General features: G+C 67.5%; 19 protein-coding genes. 15 read left to right on the top strand and 4 right to left on the bottom strand.

Going from position 1 to position 17,128, the window contains the following annotated elements:
• The first annotated feature begins 19 nt into the window (after positions 1 to 19).
• From AC3DET_RS12025 to AC3DET_RS12005, 5 genes are all read left to right on the top strand, one after another.
• Positions 20 to 775 carry a helix-turn-helix domain-containing protein gene (locus AC3DET_RS12025; RefSeq protein WP_337731858.1) on the top strand — a complete coding sequence of 252 codons (756 nt, stop codon included), beginning with the start codon at positions 20 to 22 and terminating at the stop codon, positions 773 to 775.
• Between the two features lie 190 nt (positions 776 to 965).
• On the top strand, positions 966 to 3,239 hold the full coding sequence (locus AC3DET_RS12020) for a nitric-oxide reductase large subunit (protein WP_488391759.1): 2,274 nt from the start codon (positions 966 to 968) through the stop codon (positions 3,237 to 3,239).
• Positions 3,240 to 3,386: 147 nt separating this feature from the next.
• Positions 3,387 to 4,145, top strand: coding sequence for a DUF4272 domain-containing protein (locus tag AC3DET_RS12015; protein ID WP_488391758.1), 759 nt, complete (start codon positions 3,387 to 3,389; stop codon positions 4,143 to 4,145).
• A gap of 162 nt (positions 4,146 to 4,307) precedes the next feature.
• Positions 4,308 to 4,742 (top strand): hypothetical protein, encoded by a 435-nt coding sequence (locus AC3DET_RS12010; protein ID WP_488391757.1) that lies wholly within the window; start codon positions 4,308 to 4,310, stop codon positions 4,740 to 4,742.
• 249 nt (positions 4,743 to 4,991) lie between these two features.
• Positions 4,992 to 5,513: a hypothetical protein gene (locus tag AC3DET_RS12005; protein ID WP_488391756.1), complete on the top strand. Its 522-nt coding sequence runs from the start codon at positions 4,992 to 4,994 to the stop codon at positions 5,511 to 5,513.
• Between the two features lie 72 nt (positions 5,514 to 5,585).
• Here the strand turns inward: AC3DET_RS12005 and AC3DET_RS12000 are convergent, their stop codons facing one another.
• Positions 5,586 to 5,831, bottom strand: coding sequence for a hypothetical protein (locus AC3DET_RS12000; protein ID WP_446539578.1), 246 nt, complete (start codon positions 5,829 to 5,831; stop codon positions 5,586 to 5,588).
• 164 nt (positions 5,832 to 5,995) lie between these two features.
• Here AC3DET_RS12000 and AC3DET_RS11995 point away from each other — a divergent pair, with 164 nt between their 5' ends.
• The 5 genes from AC3DET_RS11995 to AC3DET_RS11975 are packed head-to-tail and all read left to right on the top strand — an operon-like array spanning position 5,996 to position 9,297.
• Complete coding sequence (locus tag AC3DET_RS11995) at positions 5,996 to 7,252, top strand: NnrS family protein (RefSeq protein ID WP_488391755.1); 1,257 nt, start codon at positions 5,996 to 5,998, stop codon at positions 7,250 to 7,252.
• 5 nt (positions 7,253 to 7,257) lie between these two features.
• On the top strand, positions 7,258 to 7,659 hold the full coding sequence (locus tag AC3DET_RS11990) for a SirB2 family protein (protein WP_192202339.1): 402 nt from the start codon (positions 7,258 to 7,260) through the stop codon (positions 7,657 to 7,659).
• 5 nt (positions 7,660 to 7,664) lie between these two features.
• Positions 7,665 to 7,814 (top strand): hypothetical protein, encoded by a 150-nt coding sequence (locus AC3DET_RS11985; RefSeq protein WP_488391754.1) that lies wholly within the window; start codon positions 7,665 to 7,667, stop codon positions 7,812 to 7,814.
• Positions 7,799 to 8,065: a DUF2249 domain-containing protein gene (locus tag AC3DET_RS11980; protein ID WP_241045656.1), complete on the top strand. Its 267-nt coding sequence runs from the start codon at positions 7,799 to 7,801 to the stop codon at positions 8,063 to 8,065. Before AC3DET_RS11985 ends, AC3DET_RS11980 begins: the two co-directional genes overlap by 16 nt.
• Complete coding sequence (locus AC3DET_RS11975) at positions 8,062 to 9,297, top strand: hypothetical protein (RefSeq protein WP_488391753.1); 1,236 nt, start codon at positions 8,062 to 8,064, stop codon at positions 9,295 to 9,297. Before AC3DET_RS11980 ends, AC3DET_RS11975 begins: the two co-directional genes overlap by 4 nt.
• A gap of 202 nt (positions 9,298 to 9,499) precedes the next feature.
• Here AC3DET_RS11975 and AC3DET_RS11970 read toward each other — a convergent pair whose 3' ends face one another.
• The gene (locus AC3DET_RS11970) at positions 9,500 to 11,563 is read right to left on the bottom strand and encodes a TonB-dependent copper receptor (protein ID WP_488391752.1); all 2,064 of its coding nucleotides are present in this window, start codon (positions 11,561 to 11,563) and stop codon (positions 9,500 to 9,502) included.
• A 216-nt stretch (positions 11,564 to 11,779) separates the two neighbouring features.
• On the opposite strand from AC3DET_RS11970, the gene nirK reads away from it, so the two are divergent.
• From nirK to AC3DET_RS11945, 5 genes are read left to right on the top strand one after another with little or no spacing between them, the layout of a single operon-like run.
• On the top strand, positions 11,780 to 12,841 hold the full coding sequence (nirK, locus tag AC3DET_RS11965) for a copper-containing nitrite reductase (protein WP_192202344.1): 1,062 nt from the start codon (positions 11,780 to 11,782) through the stop codon (positions 12,839 to 12,841).
• Positions 12,842 to 12,848: 7 nt separating this feature from the next.
• Positions 12,849 to 13,631 carry an SUMF1/EgtB/PvdO family nonheme iron enzyme gene (locus AC3DET_RS11960; protein WP_488391751.1) on the top strand — a complete coding sequence of 261 codons (783 nt, stop codon included), beginning with the start codon at positions 12,849 to 12,851 and terminating at the stop codon, positions 13,629 to 13,631.
• Entirely contained in the window at positions 13,628 to 14,194 is a 567-nt protein-coding gene (locus AC3DET_RS11955) for an SCO family protein (RefSeq protein ID WP_488391750.1), read from the top strand. Before AC3DET_RS11960 ends, AC3DET_RS11955 begins: the two co-directional genes overlap by 4 nt.
• A 54-nt stretch (positions 14,195 to 14,248) precedes the next feature.
• Entirely contained in the window at positions 14,249 to 14,704 is a 456-nt protein-coding gene (gene azu / locus AC3DET_RS11950; RefSeq protein ID WP_488391749.1) for an azurin, read from the top strand.
• A 58-nt stretch (positions 14,705 to 14,762) separates the two neighbouring features.
• Positions 14,763 to 15,002 (top strand): hypothetical protein, encoded by a 240-nt coding sequence (locus tag AC3DET_RS11945; protein WP_488391748.1) that lies wholly within the window; start codon positions 14,763 to 14,765, stop codon positions 15,000 to 15,002.
• A 60-nt stretch (positions 15,003 to 15,062) separates the two neighbouring features.
• On the opposite strand, the gene AC3DET_RS11940 is transcribed toward AC3DET_RS11945, so the two are convergent.
• Both AC3DET_RS11940 and AC3DET_RS11935 read right to left on the bottom strand, forming a co-directional pair.
• Positions 15,063 to 16,430 carry a sensor histidine kinase gene (locus AC3DET_RS11940; RefSeq protein WP_446539597.1) on the bottom strand — a complete coding sequence of 456 codons (1,368 nt, stop codon included), beginning with the start codon at positions 16,428 to 16,430 and terminating at the stop codon, positions 15,063 to 15,065.
• A gap of 17 nt (positions 16,431 to 16,447) precedes the next feature.
• Positions 16,448 to 17,122, bottom strand: coding sequence for a response regulator transcription factor (locus AC3DET_RS11935; RefSeq protein WP_488391747.1), 675 nt, complete (start codon positions 17,120 to 17,122; stop codon positions 16,448 to 16,450).
• Between the last annotated feature and the right edge of the window lie 6 nt (positions 17,123 to 17,128).

Raw genomic sequence — 17,128 nt, 5'->3', positions numbered from 1 at the left:
CCTCGACGGGAGTATCCGCATGACCTCGCCGCTGGTCTTCCCGCGCACCGACGCGAGCGTGGTTGCCGACGATGGCGATGCCCTGCACTTCTGCTCCACGTGTGCGTTCTCGCAGGCCTGCCTGTCCGAGGGCATGGACAAGCGCGCGCTCATGGACCTGCACGTGCTGGTCGAACACGTCGGCCCGCTGCGCGCGGGCGAGCACGTGTTCCGCGAAGGCGATCCGTTCGGCGCCATCGCCGCGGTGCGCGCGGGCACGGTGAAGACCTACCAGATCGACCGCAACGGGCACGAACAGGTGCTCGGCTTCCACCTGCCCGGCGAAGTGATCGGCCTCAACGCCATCCACGGCGACCGCTACCCGTGCAACGCCATCGCGCTGGACACGGTGATGCTGTGCCGGTTCTCGTTCCCCAAGATCGCGCTGCTGGCCGCGCGCCTGCCCAACCTGCAGCAGCACCTGTTCAGGCTGATGAGCCATGACATCGGCGTGGCCTCGCTGTTCGCGCGCGACAACACGGCCGACGAACGCATGGCCGCGTTCCTGATCGGCCTGTCGCGCCGGCTGGCCGCACGCGGCTTCTCGCCGCGCCGCTTCCAGCTGACCATGGCACGCACCGACATCGCCAACTACCTGCGCCAGGCCCCGGAAACCGTCAGCCGCGTGCTGCGCCGTTTCGAGAAGGACGGCCTGCTGCACATCAAGCAGCGCGACGTCGAGATCCTCGACCTCCCCCGCCTGGAAGCCCTCGCGCTCGCCGTGCTGCGGGATTGACCGCAGGTGTACCCCGGCGCATTTCGCGCGCCCATCCCATTTATCGCGACACCCAGCACACGGCGATGGTGTGCCGAGGCACACCCTACGTGGCACCGGCCGCGCCAATTCCTCTCCGGCTTGACCTGCGTCATGGAGCCCCCGGGCTGGCGCGCCGATGATGCGGCCGTTCCTTCAGGAGAGCCGCATCATGAATTCGACACGCAAGTTGTGGGTAGGGTTGGCGGCCCTGCTCATTGCGTCGTTCGCCGTCCTGCTCTGGGTCGGCAGCGAAGTGCATCGCCAGGCGCCACCATTGCCCGAGCAGGTCGTGGCGGAGGACGGCCGGGTGATCTTCACCCGCAAGGACATCGAGACCGGCCGCCAGGTGTGGCAGTCGATCGGTGGCCAGCAACTCGGTTCCATCTGGGGCCACGGCGGTTACGTGGCGCCCGACTGGGGCGCGGACTGGTTGCACCGCGAGGCCGAGGCCATCCTGGATGGATGGGCGAAGCGCGACGCCGGCGCGGACAGCTACAAGCAGCTGGATGCCGCCACGCAGGCGGCGTACGCCGCGCGCGTGCAGGCGCTGATGCGGCCGAACACCCATGACGCCGCGACGGGCACGATCACGCTGTCGAACGATCGCGCCGACGCCATCGCCACGGTCGGCCTGCACTACCAGAGCCTGTTCTCCGCCGATCCGGCCACCGGCGACCTGCGCGAGGCCTATGCCATGCGCAACGACACCGTGCCCGATGCCGAACACCGTCGCCAGCTGACCGCGTTCTACTGGTGGGCCGCCTGGTCGTCGGTGACTGAGCGTCCCGGCGAGAAGATCAGCTACACGGCGAACTGGCCGGCGGACGAGCTGGTCGGCAACACGCCGCCGCCGAGCGCCTTCATGTGGACGGTCTTCAGCGTGCTGTTCCTGATCGCCGGCATCGGCCTGCTGGGCTGGCACTACGCGGTCAACCACGGCGACGAGATGGCGCCGGTGCTGCCGAAGAGCGATCCGCTCGCGAAGATCAGGATCACGCCCTCGATGCGCGCGACCGCGAAGTACTTCTGGGTGGTCATCGCCCTGTTCGTGGTGCAGATCCTGCTGGGTGCGATCACCGCGCATTACCAGGTGGAAGGCCAGGAAGCCTACGGCTTCGCGCTGGCCGACATCCTGCCGTACTCGCTCACGCGCACCTGGCATACGCAGCTCGCGGTGCTGTGGATCGCCACCGCATGGCTGGGCATGGGCCTGTACATCGGCCCGGCGATCTCCGGGCATGAACCGAAGTTCCAGCGCCTGGGCGTCAACTTCCTGTGGGCGTGCCTGTTGATCATCGTGGTGGGCGCCTTCACCGGCCAGTGGTTCGCGGTGATGCAGAAGCTCGGGCTGGAGCACAACTTCTGGTTCGGCCACCAGGGCTGGGAATACGTCGACCTGGGTCGCTTCTGGCAGTGGTTCCTCTTCATCGGCCTGACCCTGTGGCTGGTGCTGGTGGGCCGTGCGCTGTGGCCGGCCATCCGGAACGGCGGCGAATCGCGTAGCATCGTCAGCCTGCTGTTCCTGTCCACCGTGGCGATCGGCCTGTTCTACGCGGCCGGCCTGATGTGGGGCGAGCACACGCACCTGTCGATGGTCGAGTACTGGCGCTGGTGGGTGGTACACCTGTGGGTGGAAGGCTTCTTCGAAGTGTTCGCGGTGGCGGTGATCGCCTTCCTGTTCACCCGCCTGGGCCTGCTGCAGACGAAGACCGCCACGGTGGCGGTGCTGTTCGCCACCATCGTGTTCATGGCTGGTGGCGTGCTGGGCACGCTGCACCACCTGTACTTCACCGGCACGCCGACGGCGGTGATCGCGCTGGGCGCGAGCTTCTCGGCACTGGAAGTGGTGCCGCTGGCCTACGTGGGCTTCGAGGCGTACCACAGCTGGAAGATGGGCAAGGCCACGCCATGGATGCAGCGCTACCGCTGGCCGATCCAGTTCTTCATCGCGGTGTCGTTCTGGAACCTGGTGGGCGCGGGCCTGTTCGGCTTCCTGATCAACCCGCCGCTGCCGCTGTACTACATGCAGGGCCTGAACCTGACGCCCAACCATGGCCACACCGCATTGTTCGGCGTGTACGGCATGCTCGGCATCGGGCTGATGCTGTTCTGCCTGCGTGGTCTGAAGCCGGACGTGGTGTGGAACGAGAAGCTGCTGAAGACCGCGTTCTGGTCGCTCAACATCGGCCTGGCCGGCATGTCGCTGCTGACCCTGCTGCCGCTGGGCATCCTGCAGCTCAATGCGGCGCTGGAGCATGGTTACTGGTTCGCGCGCTCGGCGGAGTTCATGCAGCAGCCGATCGTGGACATGCTGGTGTGGATGCGCGTCCCGGCCGACACACTCTTCAGCGTGGGCGCGCTGGCGCTGGTGTGGTTCGTGGCCAGCCTGTGGCTGGCCCCGCGCCGCGAACCCCTCCCCGCCGCGCAACCGAGCGAAGCCTGACCCTGGAACCGGCCTCTCCGGGTGGGGAGGCCGGGCCACCTGCTGCAGGTTGCAGCCCAAGAGCCGCGCACGCGGCTCTCGTTCTTTCGGTTGACGTCCGCGCTATCGCGCCGTCATCCTGCGTCGTCATCGCAAGGACCGCCGATCATGCTGCTACGCGCTGTCGCCCTGACCTGCCTGCTGCTCGCCGCGACCGGATGCAGCGAGGCCACCCCCTCACTGGAACAGCGCAAGGAAAGGATCCGCGCCATCGAGGGCGCGGCGACCGGCGCGGCTCTGGCTCGCAAGGCACGATCGGATGCACGGCTCGCTGCCGAACAAGTGCCGGTCAATCCGCACCTGCCCGTGATCGAAGACGGTCGCCAAGGCTCGCGCCGCGACAGCGAGACCGTCGCATGGCGGGCCATGGCGCTGCTGGTGGTTGCATTGAAAGGCGAAGGGCTGGATCAGGCCACGGTTGACGAGATCATCAAGGACTATCGTCTGGGACCCCACTTCACGCCGGACGAGGCGCGCTTCATCACCACCGCTGCGCCTACCGATCACGACCGGATCCAGTTCTCGTGGCGCTACGAGGCCGCCTGGGCGTTGCTATGGTCGTTGGGCTACGTGGATGCGCTGGGCAAGCCCACCGACACCTGCGACGTACCGCGTGCAGTTGGCTTCCTGCGCGACCGCAGCGCACAGCAGTTCCTCGCCGACGCAAAGCTGCGCCCGCTCGACACGATCCTGGATGAAGCCGACCTGATCTATCGCTATCACTGGGCAGTGAGGGATGCCGAGATCAACAACAGGCCGGTGCCCGCCGGCCTGTCGTCCAGCGTGATCATCGAGAGGCATTACGCATTGAACTGGTTGATCGGTTACATGGACCAGCCGTGGGACGACATCACCACGGATACGTGAGGCCTGAAAAGCGGGGTCCAGCGCGCGCACCTACGCACCGACACGCAAGAGGCTTCATGACGAACGAGAATCAGGCTGTAGGGTGCGCAGGCTCACCCTAACCCATGGACTGCAAGGAAACCACGGCACTGCCCACCCACAACGACAAACTCCCGTGTCCGCATGACTAATTACATCACCCCGACGCCACGCCAACGCCTGATCGCGCTCGCCAAAATCTCTCTTCCGCCGCTCGGCGGCGGGGCACTGTTCCTGACGGCGCACCTCTATGATCGACATGCGGCCGAACTGCCTTTCTGCGAGCAGCTCCCCTGGATGTGGGTCGTCGTCATGATGGCCACGGCAGTGCTGGCGAGCTTCGCCTGTCTGTCCGATCGGAGTGCCTTCAGGATATGGCGGTCCGGACAGTATCCCGCACCCGGCACATCGGTATCCTTCCGCACGCGCGTGCACACGGGCTGGTGGGCGCGTACGAACGCGATCGCCTACGCGATTGTTTCGCTCGTTTTTGCCGCCTTCCTGGTGGCGTTTCTCAGCATGTTTGTCTTTCCCGAGGCGGGGCTGTTCGGCCTCTGGCTGCGTGGCTGCGAGCCCTGATCGAGCGGGCTCGCGTAAGAGCCAGCGTAGCCCGGGTAAGCGCAGCGCACCCGGGGCGCTCCACACTGATGCGTTACGTTTCCCCGGGTGCGGCCTTTGGCCTTACCCAGGCTACTTGCTCCACCCCATCCACATTCCGTTATCCACGAAATCTCCGGAGATCCCATGGCATTCGCAAGGACGGCGTTTTTTCTGCTCGCGATCTCAGCGACATGGTGGGTAGCGGGTTGCACCCGGAACGATACTGCCGTGATCGTCGATCACCAGACCGAAGGCAACCTTGAGTCGAAAAATTCACTCGGTTGCATCGACTCCGCCGCCGCCAGAAGCACGTATACGCCGGCAGATCTCTACCAAGGAGTGGCCGCTTGCGTCGCTGCCGGCAACCTGGAGAACGCCACGCTGCTGTACGCGCTTGCAGGCACTTACGGGCGCTTCGACATGCTTCGCGTGACCGACAGAAGCGCGCACCAAGCGATCACCGTACTGAAGATGCAGGCGCTTGGCCCCCTCCCCAAAGAAAAGAAGGACGGATTCCAGCAAGCCACGATGAAGATGAAGGAAGATCCGGCACGTCTTGCCGCCTTGTGCGCCGAAATCCGCCGGATCGGTCCGCCTGACTACGTGCCCCGCTACATGATCCAGCACGGCATGGGCGCCTTCTTGCGGGACAATGGCAGCGGACTCGATGAAGCCTTCGACGGAGCGACGGCTTGGGAGCAGACCCTCACGTCCTACCTGAACTGCCCAGCAGGAAACGCGGGAAACTGATCGTCCGTCGGGGGGCCGCAAGCGGCCCCACACGCCGCCGGTAAGCAAGGCGGCTTCACGAGCGCGCGTAGTTCAATGCGAACACCCACCACAGCATTGCCCCGCCTTGTGGCCGCGCGATTCGTTCTCGCTGGCTTCCGCATGTTCGCCGGCCTCCTTGAGGATGGCGATCACGCGTTCGGTGGGCAGCGTGGTCATCACGACCAGGCGGCCGGTGCCGGATTCCATCGTCACTTCGGCTTCCGGGTCCCAGGCGCGAAGCGCCTCGGTCATGGCCTGCTGACGTTGCGCGGAGGATGGGTGGGCGTGGTCGGACATCGGGCTTCCTGTCGTCGTGGGTGCGCGCTTGCGCGGGTGACGGGACTGTAGGCGCTTGCCGTTCGCCGGGCCTTGACCCGAATCAAGACAGCGGCAGCCACTGAATCGCGGCCCGCCTGACCCATGTCAAGGCGAGCGCATGCGGGCGCGGGCAAGCTGCCTGCATGAAGATCGACATCGTGCCTCCACCCCGCCCGCGTGCCACGCCACCGATGCCCGGCCTGTCGCCCGCGTGGCTCGCGCACGCGCCGCACCGGCTGATGTTCTTCGTCGGCGCTGGCAACGTGCTGCTGGCGATGCTGTGGTGGACGCTGTGGCTGGTGGCCACGCGCTGGGGCCTGTGGACGATGCCCGAGACCGCGATCTACGCCGGCTGGCTGCACGCGTTCCTGATGCAGTACCTGGTGCTGCCCAGTTTCATCTTCGGTTTCCTGCTGACCGTGTTCCCGCGCTGGATGGGCATGGCCGACCTGAAGCGCTGGCACTACGTGCCGGTGGGGCTGGGCCTGATGGGCGGGCAGTTGGCGATCCTGCTCGGCGTCGCAGGCTGGCAGGCGGGGCTGACCGTGGGCCTGTGGATGGCGCTGGCCGGCTGGACCGCCGCGCTGCTGACACTCGGCCGGTTGCTTGCCGACGACAGCGCGAAGACCTGGCATGCGCGCTCGTGCTTCGCCGGGCTGCTGCTGGGCTGGCTGGGACTGGTGATGTTCATCGCCTTCGCCTTGGGTGCATCGCCGACGTGGGCCTTCGCCAGCATCAAGCTGGGCGGCTTCGGCCTGCTGCTGCCGGTGTACGTGACGGTGGCGCACCGCATGTTCCCGTTCTTCGCCGGCAACGTGGTGCCGGGCTACGTGCCGTGGCGCTCGCTGCCGTGGCTGGGCGTGGTGTGGGCGCTGCTGATGCTGCATCTCGCCCTGGAGCTGGTGCATGCCTATGCGTGGCTGTGGCTGGCCGACGTGCCGCTGCTCGTGCTCACCGCATGGGCGGTGCATCGATGGTGGCCGCGCGGCAGGATGCCGGGCCTGTTGGCCGTGCTGTTCATCGGCACCGCGTGGTTGCCGGTGACGTTCCTGCTTTACGTGGTGCAGAGCGTGACCTTCCTCGCCACCGATGAGTTCGTACTCGGGCGCGCACCGATGCATGCGATGTTCATCGGGTTCTTCGGCAGCCTGCTGGTGGCGATGGTGACGCGGGTGACGCAAGGCCACTCGGGGCGGCCGCTGGTGATGCCGAACGTGGCGTGGTTCGCCTTCGTCGCGATCCAGGCGGTCGCGGTGATGCGCATCATCGCCGACCTCGCACCGGACGCGATGGCGTGGCAGGCCGCCGCCGCAGTGGGCTGGCTGCTGGCGCTGGCGCCGTGGGTGGGACGGATCGGCGGCATCTACCTGCGTCCGCGCGCGGACGGGCGGCCAGGATGAGCGCCATGATGACGTTCTATCCCGACATCAAGCTGGTCCACATGGGCGCCGCGATGACCAGCGGCACGCTGTTCGCGCTGCGTGCGCTCGCCCTGCTGGCCGGCATGCACTGGCCACGCGCGGCGGCGGTGCGCTACCTGAGCTACAGCATCGACACGGTGCTGCTGACCGGCGCGATGATGCTGCTGACGATCCTCCCGGCCGGCCTGTTCGCCAATGGCTGGCTGGTGGCGAAGATCGCCTTTCTTGTCGCGTATGTCGGGCTGGGCATCGCGGCCTTCCGTCCCACCCGCGCGGCTGGTGCGCGTGCGCTGCTGGTGGGCGCGGCCGTGCTGTGCTTCCTGCAGGTCTACGGCATTGCGCGCGCGCATGACCCGTTGGGCTGGCTGCTCTGGCTGGGGAATTGAACGCCATGGACACTTCACTGGACACCTCGTTGCTGCCGGACGCCTTCGGCACCTGTGCGTGCTGCGTGCGCGAATCGCTGGATGCGGCGGGGGTACTGCTCGATTGCGCATCCACCCGGGACGAAACGGAGGACGACGCATGGCACATGCCGTGACCCTGCTGCGACTGGATCTGCGCGACCTGGCCGCACCCGAACCGATGCAGCGCATCCTCGACTGCCTGCGCACACTGCGGCGCGGCGAACGGCTGGTCGCACTGACACCGCATCCACCCGTGCCGCTGCTGCCGATCCTCGATGACGAAGGCTTCGCCTACCACGTCTACGCGGGCACCACGGGCAGCGCCTGCATCGCGATCTGCCACGCAGAGGACAGGCACGCACTGGAACCGCCGCGCGCGGCATGAGCGGGCTGGCGTTCGCGCAGGCGCCTCTGCCGCTGGTGCCGATGCGTTTCCTGCAGTCCGCGCTGGCCTGGGGCCTTGTCGCCGGCCTGTGGCTGGCGTGGCAGGGCGAGGTGGCGTTGCTCTCGCGCTGGACGCCGGCCACCCTCGTACTGGTGCACATGCTCGCACTGGGCCTGCTCGGCAACGCCATGCTGGGCAGCCTGGTGCAGTTCCTGCCGGTGGCGGCGGGCAGTCCGCTTCCCTGCCCTCGCCTGGTGCCGTGGCTGCACGCGATGTTCAACCTCGGCGTCTTCCTGCTGTTGGTCACCCTGGCATCGCAGGCGCGTGCGTGCGCCGTGCCTGCCGGCGTGCTGCTCGGCGGATCGCTTGCGGTGTTCACGGTGCTGGCGCTGGTTGCCGTCCTGCGTGGCAACGGGCAGCGCGTCGTCCGCGATGGCATCGGGCTGGCGCTGGTCGCGCTGGCGATGACGACGGCGCTGGGATTGCTGCTGCTCGCTGCACGCACCGGCTGGCGCGTGCCCGCGCCACCTGGCCTGGTGGATCTGCACGCGATGTTCGGCTCGCTGGGCTGGGTCTTGGGCCTGCTCGCCGCCGTGGGCAGCATCACGCTGCCGATGTTGCAGGGCACGCATGCGGTGCCGTCCGCAGGGTCACGCGTATGGCAGGTCAGTCTGCTGGCAACGCTCGGCGTCGTGGCCGCCGCACAGATGAAGCTGCTGCCCGAGGCTGCGTGGCGTGTGGCGGCATGGCCCTTCGCCGTCTTCGGCATCGCCGTGTTCGTATTGCAGGCACGCGCACCGCATCGCCGCTATCCCACGTTGCGCCGCTTCTGGCAAGCGGGCTGCACAGCCCTGCTTGCCGCGAGCGTCACCGCCTTGTGGCCCGGCACACCGTTGTTGCTGGTCGGCATGCTGGTCCTCGGCGTCGGCCTGCCACTGCTGGTCGTGGGCATGGCACTGGAGATCACCGGCTTCCTGACCTGGATCGCACTGCGCCAGCGTGTCCCGCGGGGCCTCCGCGTACCGGGCGTGGGCAGCCTGTTCGCGGAAGCGGACAAGCGGCGCGCGTTCGCCGTGCATGTCATCGCGGACTTGCTGCTGGTGATGGCCGCGCTCGCACCCGCCGTGGCCCGCACCGCCGGCTTCGTGATCGCGCTCGCCTATGCGGTGAGCCTGCATGGGCAATGGCGCTGCTGGCGGCAGGCAGCGACGTGGCGGCGCGATGATGGCTGATTCTCCGGCACGGCTCGCGTGCGGGAAGTTCTGAACAACGGACCCCGTTCGTGGTGAGTCTGTCGAACCGCGCCTTTCAGGCAAACGCAGGGCGATGGTGACCAGATGATCCTTCGCAAAGAGCGTGGTTCGACAGGCTCACCACGAACGGCATTGAGGGACCGCAACAGCCCGCTCAACGGTGCCTGCCGATTCCCTCGCGTCAGTAGCGCAGGTTGAGCTTCACCCAGGCTGTGCGGCCGGGTTCGTTGATGCGTACCGGATCGGCCGGATAGCCGAAGGCGCTGTTCCCGCCGAGGTTGAGGTGTTCGCTGTAGGCGCGGTCGAACAGGTTGTCGATGCCGGCGGTGAGCTGCGCGTATTCGCTGAAGCGGTAGCCGCCGTTGAGCGAGAACACTGCGAAGCCCGCGCTCGGCCCGAGATCGCGTCCGACCACGTTGCCCTGCGTGGTGCTGACGCGGTCCTGTGCCGCCACCACGCGCCACAGTGCGCCCCATGTCCACGGCCCGTGTTCGCGGCTGGCGGCCAGGCGCGCTTCCAGCGGCGGCATCTGCGGCAGTGCGGTGCCGGTGTCGCGTACCTCGCCCCACGCGTAGGACGCCGAACCGGAGAGCTTCCACCCCGGCACCGGGCGCCAGTCGATGCCGGCTTCGCCGCCACGGATGTTCGCGTCCACGTTGTGGGCGCGGGTGGTGCTGCCCATCATCCCGGCGGCGTAGTCGAACAGGATGAAGTCCTGCACGCGCCCGGCATACAGCGACGCCCACGCATCCACCTTCGCGCCCTTGTACTGCGCACCGATGTCGAGCTGCGTGGTGCGCTCCGGCTGCACGCCGGCGAAGGCATTGGCGGAACCCACCGGGCCGCGCGTGGGCGAGAACAGTTCCCAGTAGTCCGGCATGCGCTGCGTGTGGCCGAGGCCGGCATACGCGCCCCAGCGGCCGCCCATGTCGTACTCGTAGCGGACGAACGCGCTGGGCAGCGATTCCCTGCGTGTCATCCCGGCGGTGGGGTTCGGCACCGGCATCATGCCGGCGGTGGTGGCACGCAGATCCTGGGCCTCCGCGCGATCGATGCGCAGGCCGCTCATCAGGTGGTGCTTGTCGGTGATGTGCCAGTGCGATTCGGCGAAGGCGCCGAAGCTCTGGAACTTGGCGTCCACCGACCACGGCATGGCGAGATAGGCGCCGCGTCCCATCGCGCTGCGCTTGCTGTGGCGGCTGGCGCGCAGGTCCAGGCCGGCGGTCACTTCCCAGCGATCCTTCTGCCAGGTCGTCGCCACGCGGCCGCCGCGCGTGCGGTGCGCCACGTTGCTGGCCATCGGCATCGGCATGCTGCCGGTGGGGTCGGGATCGCGCAGCGTGTAGTTGTCCATCACGTGGTCCACGTCGTTCTGGTAGACGTTGGCGACCACGGCGTCCAGCACGCCCCCGATGTGCTTCTTCTCGAAGCGTAGCCCGAGGCTGTCGCGCTCGAACTGCGCGCCGTCCATCCCGCGCCCGGCATAACGGGCCTCCGCATCGCCGATACCTGCGCTCAGCTCGAGCACGGTGTCCGGGTCCGGTGTCCAGCCGATCGCGGTGTCGGCATTCCACTTCTTCCATGCGGAAGGCACCCGCTCGCCGTTGCCGTCTTCGTAGTCATCGGCTTCGGAACGGTTGGCCGAGACGCGTGCGTAACCGCGCGGCGTACCGGCGCTGAGGTCCAGCACCTGGTCGTTGCGACCGTGGCTGCCCGCGAGCACGCTGCCTGAAGCCTGCATGCCGGGCTCGGCGAAGTACGGGATCTCGCGCTCGAAGCGCACCGTGCCGGCAGAGGCGCCACCGCCCCACAAGACGGTCTGCGGCCCCTTGATGACGACCAGGCGGTCGTAGGTTTCCGGCGCGATGTACGACAGCGCGTTGTCCATGCGCGACGGGCATGCGCCGCTCATCGCGCCATCGTTGGTCATCAGGTTGATGCGCGAGCCGAACATGCCGCGCAGCACCGGATCGCCATTGGTGCCGCCGCTGCGCAGCGTGGAGAAGCCGGGGATCGTCTTCAGGTAGTCGGCACCGTCGCTGGCGGGCACCGGTTGGCGCGGCAGCTTGGGATCGGTGATGAAGGTGGTCGCCATCGCCGGCGCGACGCCCACCACGACGATGCCGTCCAGCGTGGTCGTCGGCATCGCATCGGCGTGGGTCGCGGCGTGCGGTTCGCCCGCATGCGCCAACGGCATGTTGGCGAGCGCGCCCAACAGGGCCACGGCAAGCAGGTTACGGGTCATGGCGCATCTCCCTTCGTGTGATGCGCCCATTCTCACGACGCACCCTGGAGTGCAGATGCGACGCGTTGTCGCAGCCCCCGCCGCGCTTGACCTTGGTCAAGCCGATGCGCGAATTCCCGCTTCCGGCCGTCGACGATTGATCCAGATCAACGTCGGCGTCGCAGTGCATTTCCACCATGGATGCACACCCACCACGACCCATCAAAGGAAAGCGCCATGAAACGCCTGCACCCCCATGTACTCCCCTGCGCCCTCGCCAGCGCGCTCGCTGCGATGTTCGCCATTCCCGCGCTCGCCAGCGACAGGATCGCCCCGGCCGGCGAGACCATCCATGCCGTGCTGACGGCGCCGCCGATGGTGCCCGCGCCGCTCACGCGCAAGACGCCGGCCCATGTCGTGGTCGACCTCGAGATGATCGAGAAGGACATGCGCATGGCCGATGGCGTCACCTACAACTTCTGGACCTTCGGCGGCACGGTGCCGGGCAGCTTCATCCGCGTGCGCAAGGGCGACACGGTGGAGTTCAAGCTGAAGAACCGCCACGACTCGCACATGTCGCACAACATCGACCTGCACGCCGTCACCGGCCAGGGCGGCGGCGCCGAAGCCACGTTCACGCTCCCCGGCCACGAAACGCAGTTCACCTTCAAGGCGCTGAATCCCGGCCTGTACATCTACCACTGCGCGATGGCCCCGGTCGGCATGCACATCGCCAACGGCATGTACGGCTTGATCCTGGTGGAGCCGGAAGAAGGCCTGCCGCCGGTCGACAAGGAGTTCTACGTGGTGCAGGGCGACTTCTACACCGAAGGTGCGTATGGCGAGCCCGGCCTGCAGCCCTTCAGCCTGGAGAAGGCGATCGACGAGCACCCGACCTACGTGGTGTTCAACGGCTCGGTCGATGCGCTGCAGGGCGACAACGCGCTCAAGGCCAAGGCCGGCGAGACGATCCGCATGTTCGTGGGCAATGGCGGCCCCAACCTGGTGTCCAGCTTCCACGTGATCGGCGAGATCTTCGACAAGGTCTGGACCGAGGGCGGCAGCAAGTACCAGGAGAACGTGCAGACCACGCTGATCCCGGCGGGCGGTTCGGCCATGGTCGAGTTCAAGGCGGACGTGCCGGGCAACTTCGTGCTGGTCGACCACAGCATCTTCCGCACGTTCCACAAGGGCTCGCTGGGCATCCTGAAGGTGGAGGGCGAGAAGAATCCCTCCATCTACACCGGGCAGCAGCACGACATCGAGTATCCGGAAGCCAAGCCGGCCGACAAGAAGTGAGGACCGGATGAAACGGACGCTGCCACAGACGGCTTCGATCCTCGTGCTGGCCCTGGCGTCGGCGCTTGCCGTCGCCGGGGACGCGGCGAACGGGTTCCTGCCGGTCGAGGGCGGCGATTTCCGTTCCTCGGTGCGTTACGAGGAAGCCACCCGCCAGACGCGGGTGGCTTCGTTCTCGCTGATGGCGCGGCCGGTCAGCAACGGCGAGTTCGCCGGTTTCGTCGCGCGCCAGCCGCAGTGGCGACGCGACCGGATACCGGCGGTGTTCGCCAGCCCCGGTTACCTAGGCCACTGGACCACGGCCGATGCGCCCGGGGCGGCGGTCGATGCCGATGCCCCGGTCGTGCACGTGAACTGGTACGCCGCCGATGCCTACTGCCGCGAACAGCAGGCGCGCCTGCCCCGCTTCGTGGAGTGGGAATACGCGGCGGCGGCCGATGCGACCCGGCGTGACGCCCGCGGCGATCCGCGATGGCGGATGCGCCAGGTCAACGACGGCACGCCGCATGCGATGGATGCCGCCGCCGATGCGCCAGCCAATGCCTACGGCATCCAGGGCCTGCACGGCGCGTACTGGGAATGGAGCGAGGACTACGCCTCGCTGCTGGGCGACGGCGACCGCCGCGGCCAGCAGGATGGCGACAGCCTGCGCTACTGCGGCGCCACCGCGCTGGCCTTCAACGATCCCGGCGACTACGGCGTGGTCAAGCGCTTCGTCCTGCTGTCGGCACTGCAGCCCGGGGCCACCCTGGGCAACCTCGGTTTCCGCTGCGCAAGGAGCACTCCATGAAATGCATGTCCTTCTTCCTGTCCGCCACGCTGGCCCTTGCCGGCAGCCTGCACGCGCAGTCGCTGCCGGGCGAATCGGTCTACCACCTGCAGGCGACAACGCAGGATGCCGGCGGACGACCCGTCGCATGGCCGTCGCTGCACGGCCAGCCGCGCGTGGTGTCGATGTTCTATACGAACTGTCACCTGATGTGCCCGCTGATCATCGAGAACGCCAAGAGCGTGCAGAAGCAGCTCACGCCGCGCGAACGGGCGAAGCTGGGCATGGTGATGGTCAGCCTGGACCCGGTCCGCGACACCCCGGACGCCCTGCAAGAGGTCGCCAGGCGTCATCGCGTGCCGGCAGGCTGGCAGTTCCTGGCGCCCGCCGGCAACGACGTGCGCGCGATCGCCAGCGTGCTGGACGTGCGCTACCGCTTCCGCGACGACGGCAGCATCAACCACACCAGCGTGCTGGTGCTGCTGGACGCCGACGGCCGGATACGCGCCCGCAGCGAAGTGACCGGCGCCGCCGCCGACCCCGCGTTCCTGATCCAGATCAAGGCGCTGCTCGCCGGACCGTGATGACATGGCACCCACACCCCTTCCCGATCCCCACCATCCCCAAGGAGCCTCTCCATGAAACTGTCCCGTACCCTCGTCGCCATCGCCCTGTTCAGCGCCGCCGGCATGGCGCAGGCCGCCGCCAACTGCACCGTCAGCCTGAAGGGCGACGATGCGATGAAGTTCGACCTGAAGGAAGCCACCGTTTCCGCCAGTTGCCCGACCATCACCATCGAGCTGACCCACAGCGGCAAGCTGCCCGTGACCGCGATGGGCCACAACGTGGTGGTCTCCAAGACGGCCGACCTGGCCGGCGTGGCACGCGATGGCATGAAGGCCGGCGCGGCGGGTGCCTACGTGCCGGCGGGCGACGCACGCGTGATCGCGCACACCTCGCTGGTGGGCGGCGGCCAGAAGACGAAGATCACCTTCCCCGGCAAGAAGCTCACCGCCGGTGGCGACTACAGCTTCTTCTGCAGCTTCCCCGGCCACTCCACCCTGATGAAGGGCAAGCTGGTCGTCACCAAGTAATCCGCCCCGATCCACGATGCGCCGCCTGCGGGCGGCGCATCCCTTTGTGGAGCAGGCCATGGAATACGTCATCCGCCTGGGCGATGCTCCCATCGACCTGGCCGTCATCGAACGCCACCTGCAGGATCTGGATCCTGCGGCGGTGCTGGACCTGGATGCGCGCTCGGGATGCCTGCGGTGTTCCACCAGCGCGCTCGCAGTGGAACTGCTGATGGCCCTCGCGCAGGCGGGCCACCACGTCACGCCCGACACCATCGAACGCCTGCCTTCGGTGTGCTGCGGTGGCTGCAGCGGGTGAGGCAGGACTACCTGCCGTCAGCCTCATCCCGGAGACCAGCCCCCGTGCCGATCCGTCCGCTCATGTGTCGAGCGGGAGTTCCACGCGTGCGACCAGGCCACCCAGGCGCGCCGAACCACCCAGATGGATGCGCCCACCGTGGGCCGTGACAGCCTCTGAGGCGATGGCGAGCCCCAGCCCGCTGCCGTCGCTCCCCCCGCCCAGGCGCCGGTAGAAGCGGTCGAAAACCCGTTCCCTTTCATCCTCGGGGATGCCCGGGCCACTGTCTTCCACCGTCAGCACCGCATGCGTGCCCGTGCTGGAAGTCCCCACTTCGATCACGCCCCCTACCGGCGTATAGCGCAGTGCATTCTCGATCAGGTTGCGGACCAACAGGCCCAGCGCGAACTCGTCTCCCCACAGCTGCGCGCCTTCCAGCGTCAGCTGGATCTCCTGGTTCTTTCGCTCCGCCAACGGCCGGAGTTCCTCCATCTCCGTCCTCACCAGCGCATCGAGATCGAGCCTTGAATGCGCGCGCGCGCCGCCCAGGCTCTCGGCGCGGCTGAGCGAAAGAAGCTGGGATGCCAGCCGTTCCACGCGTTCGATGCTGATGCCGAGCAGTTCCTGGGACTGCGCCCGATCCTGTTCGTCGATGGCATGGCGCGCATTGTCCGCATGCACCTTCAATGCGCTGATCGGCGTCCGCAGTTCGTGGGCGGCATCCGCAACGAAGTTCCGCTCGCGTGCGAGCGCGACATCCAGCCGCTGCAGCAATCCGTTGATGGCGCTTACCAGGCCCTGCGCCTCGCGCGGCACATCGGCAGGATCCAGCGGCAGCAGCCGCTCCGGATGGCGTTGGCCGATCTCCATCGACAGGCCACGCAGCGAGCGTGTGGCCAGGGCAACGCTCCACCAGATCACCAGCGCCATCAGCGGAAGCGCGAGCAGCAAGGGAAGCAATGTCCCTCCCGCGATATCGGTGGCCAGCTCCTGTCGGATGTCGGCAAGCTCGGCAGACTGGAACCAACGGCCATTCGACGAGCGCAGCGTGAACGTGCGCCAGCGTGCGCCTTCGATCACGACATCGGAGAACCCGGGTTCCGCCACCGCCAGGGGTGTCGTCGGAGCGCTGTCCGAACGCAGCAGCAAGCGCTGCTTCGTATCCCATACCTGGAACGCAAGCTTGTTCTCGTACGCGTGGCCGTCATCGAAAGCGAGCGCTTCGCCGACGCCCTGTGCTTCGCCGTGCCAGCCGCGCAGGACGATCGGTTCACCCGGATAGGCATTGAGCTCGCTCAAGGGCTCGTCGACCAGACTCACCAGTACACGGGTGGATTGCACGAGCCTGGCGTCGAACATTTCGCCAGCTTCCTGCAGGCCCGCACGGTAGCTGAGCCAGCCGGCCGCCGACATCACGACGCCGAGCGTGCCGAGCAACATCAGCAGCAGCGTCGCACGCATCGATCTCATGCGGTGTCTCCGGCAACGTCGCCAAGGGCATAGCCGATGCCACGCACCGTGCGGATGGCCGCCGGTTCCAGCTTGCGACGGAGCTGGTGGACATGCACGTCCACTGCGTTGCTGGCGACATCCTCGTTCCAGCCGTAGAGATGCCGCTGGATCGTGTCGCGCGCCATCGGGCGGCCACGTTGCTCCATCAGGACACGCAGCAATGCGAATTCACGCCGGGTGAGATCCAGGCTTCGTCCTTTCCATGTCGCGGTGAGCGTGGCCGGATCCAGGCGCAGAGGGCCCGCTTCCAGCGAAGGGGTCGCCCTTCCGGAACTGCGCCTGATCAGCGCACGTACCCTGGCCAGCAGTTCGGCGGTATCGAATGGCTTTCCCAGGTAGTCGTCCGCCCCGACATCCAGCCCCAGCGTGCGATCGGATGGCCGTTCGCGGGCGCTCAGCACGAGGATGGGCACCGGGTTCCCGACGGCGCGTACCTGCCGGATCACCTCGATGCCATCCATCCGCGGCAACCCCAGGTCCAGCACTACGAGGTCGAACTCGCCATCGCGCATCGCCATGAGTCCGCTTGCACCATCCTGCACCCAATCGACCGCGAAGGCACCGCGCCGCAAAGCGATGCAGATGCCTTCGCCCAGCAATGGATCGTCTTCCACCAGCAGGATGTGCATGCGGTC

It is taken from the genome of Pseudoxanthomonas sp. 97-1-1 (assembly GCF_057773125.1).
Note: the sequence above shows the minus strand (reverse complement) of the source record. Positions and strands in the feature narration are given on the sequence as shown.

What these genes read in the sequence shown, in the direction of transcription:
- AC3DET_RS12025 (WP_337731858.1), top strand. Translation starts at nt 20, where the DNA reads ATGACCTCGCCGCTGGTCTTCCCGCGCACCGACGCGAGCGTGGTTGCC.
- AC3DET_RS12020 (WP_488391759.1), top strand. Translation starts at nt 966, where the DNA reads ATGAATTCGACACGCAAGTTGTGGGTAGGGTTGGCGGCCCTGCTCATT.
- AC3DET_RS12015 (WP_488391758.1), top strand. Translation starts at nt 3,387, where the DNA reads ATGCTGCTACGCGCTGTCGCCCTGACCTGCCTGCTGCTCGCCGCGACC.
- AC3DET_RS12010 (WP_488391757.1), top strand. Translation starts at nt 4,308, where the DNA reads ATGACTAATTACATCACCCCGACGCCACGCCAACGCCTGATCGCGCTC.
- AC3DET_RS12000 (WP_446539578.1), bottom strand. Translation starts at nt 5,831, where the DNA reads ATGTCCGACCACGCCCACCCATCCTCCGCGCAACGTCAGCAGGCCATG.
- AC3DET_RS11995 (WP_488391755.1), top strand. Translation starts at nt 5,996, where the DNA reads ATGAAGATCGACATCGTGCCTCCACCCCGCCCGCGTGCCACGCCACCG.
- AC3DET_RS11990 (WP_192202339.1), top strand. Translation starts at nt 7,258, where the DNA reads ATGATGACGTTCTATCCCGACATCAAGCTGGTCCACATGGGCGCCGCG.
- AC3DET_RS11985 (WP_488391754.1), top strand. Translation starts at nt 7,665, where the DNA reads ATGGACACTTCACTGGACACCTCGTTGCTGCCGGACGCCTTCGGCACC.
- AC3DET_RS11980 (WP_241045656.1), top strand. Translation starts at nt 7,799, where the DNA reads ATGGCACATGCCGTGACCCTGCTGCGACTGGATCTGCGCGACCTGGCC.
- AC3DET_RS11975 (WP_488391753.1), top strand. Translation starts at nt 8,062, where the DNA reads ATGAGCGGGCTGGCGTTCGCGCAGGCGCCTCTGCCGCTGGTGCCGATG.
- AC3DET_RS11970 (WP_488391752.1), bottom strand. Translation starts at nt 11,563, where the DNA reads ATGACCCGTAACCTGCTTGCCGTGGCCCTGTTGGGCGCGCTCGCCAAC.
- nirK (WP_192202344.1), top strand. Translation starts at nt 11,780, where the DNA reads ATGAAACGCCTGCACCCCCATGTACTCCCCTGCGCCCTCGCCAGCGCG.
- AC3DET_RS11960 (WP_488391751.1), top strand. Translation starts at nt 12,849, where the DNA reads ATGAAACGGACGCTGCCACAGACGGCTTCGATCCTCGTGCTGGCCCTG.
- AC3DET_RS11955 (WP_488391750.1), top strand. Translation starts at nt 13,628, where the DNA reads ATGAAATGCATGTCCTTCTTCCTGTCCGCCACGCTGGCCCTTGCCGGC.
- azu (WP_488391749.1), top strand. Translation starts at nt 14,249, where the DNA reads ATGAAACTGTCCCGTACCCTCGTCGCCATCGCCCTGTTCAGCGCCGCC.
- AC3DET_RS11945 (WP_488391748.1), top strand. Translation starts at nt 14,763, where the DNA reads ATGGAATACGTCATCCGCCTGGGCGATGCTCCCATCGACCTGGCCGTC.
- AC3DET_RS11935 (WP_488391747.1), bottom strand. Translation starts at nt 17,122, where the DNA reads ATGCACATCCTGCTGGTGGAAGACGATCCATTGCTGGGCGAAGGCATC.